This window comes from Vibrio sp. Vb1026, assembly GCF_033338745.1.
Classification (GTDB): Bacteria; Pseudomonadota; Gammaproteobacteria; order Enterobacterales; family Vibrionaceae; genus Vibrio; species Vibrio alginolyticus.
In genome coordinates, this window is record NZ_JAWOTH010000132.1 from 1 (window position 1) to 1,226 (window position 1,226).

Annotated in this window: 2 protein-coding genes and 1 pseudogene; 2 read left to right on the forward strand and 1 reads right to left on the reverse strand. The window is 46.8% G+C overall.

What is annotated here, in order from left to right:
* Together R7E47_RS24730 and cyoE are read left to right on the forward strand one after the other, a co-directional pair.
* Positions 1–118 (forward strand): annotated as a pseudogene (locus tag R7E47_RS24730) (heme A synthase); the annotation flags it as partial.
* On the forward strand, positions 111–1,019 hold the full coding sequence (gene cyoE / locus R7E47_RS24735; RefSeq protein ID WP_318085397.1) for a heme o synthase: 909 nt from the start codon (positions 111–113) through the stop codon (positions 1,017–1,019). The pseudogene R7E47_RS24730 and the gene cyoE, both read left to right, overlap by 8 nt.
* 78 nt (positions 1,020–1,097) lie before the next feature.
* Here the strand turns inward: cyoE and R7E47_RS24740 are convergent.
* Positions 1,098–1,226 (reverse strand): FKBP-type peptidyl-prolyl cis-trans isomerase (locus R7E47_RS24740; protein WP_318085399.1); only part of this gene is annotated, 129 nt, incomplete at its 5' end.

Genomic DNA, 1,226 nt, shown 5'->3' on the forward strand with positions numbered 1-1,226 from the left:
AGTGGCTCATAACCTGGGTGCTGCAATCATGTTGAGCCTGATTTGTGTAAGTCAGTTTTATTTGTGGCAAGGAAAAGCCGATTGGAATTATGCAGTGAAAGGAGTTCGCTATGAGTAAAGAAATTGCGTTAACACTCGATAGTCGAAAGCGTCTCGGCTCAACGTACTTAAAACTGACTAAACCTAAAGTTGTCGCGCTAATGTTAGTCACCGCCATTGTCGGCATGAGCTTGGCGCCGGTCACTGATTTCCCTTGGATTCAAGCATCCATCGGATTGATTGGAATAGGACTAATGGCTGGTTCTGCCGCGGCATTTAATCATCTTATTGACCGCAGAATTGATGCAAGAATGGCTCGTACTCATACGCGTCCTTTACCGTCGGGAGATACCAATCCCTTGTCGGTTGCGATTTTTGCCGTGGCAATCGGCGTGGTTGGTTTTGTACTCCTATATGCTTGGGTAAACGCGCTCACAGCGTGGATGACGTTTTTGAGTTTACTGGGCTATGCGGTGGTTTACACCATGTATTTGAAGCGAGCAACGCCGCAAAATATTGTGATTGCTGGCATTGCCGGTGCGATGCCGCCTCTTTTAGGCTGGACCGCGGTGACGGGCGAGCTGCATGGGAACGCTTGGCTATTGGTGATGATTATCTTCATCTGGACGCCTCCGCATTTCTGGGCTCTCGCGATACATCGAGTGGAAGATTACCGCAAGGTCGACATTCCCATGCTGCCGGTAACCCATGGCATTGAATACACCAAAACGTCGATCTTACTTTACACGGTATTGCTCACATTGGTGTGCGTGATGCCTGTATTGGTGGGGATGGTCGGTTTTATCTATCTCTTTTCAGCATTGCTGCTAAATGCGGGTTTCATTTATCACGCGTGGAAACTCAAGTTTGCACCCGAGCCTAATAGCGCAATAGAGACATTTAAGTTCTCCATTTATCATCTGTTGGCGCTGTTTGTTGCGCTCCTAGCCGATCACTATATTGCAATGGTGTTGCAGTAAGCGAATAACTTAATGGTATATCTGCTAATAAAAAACGCCGCGAAAATTGCGGCGTTTTTTATTGTACGAGAGGGGAGATTACTGAATCTCTAACAACTCAACATCAAAAATCAAAACACTTGCAGGTGGAATTGGACCCGTACCATTTTTGCCGTAGCCAAGTGTGCTCGGTACAAATAGACGGATTTTCTCGCCCACAACCATGTG

Bases quoted from the DNA above. Each gene is read 5' to 3' on its own strand.
- cyoE (WP_318085397.1), top strand. From the start codon at position 111: ATGAGTAAAGAAATTGCGTTAACACTCGATAGTCGAAAGCGTCTCGGC.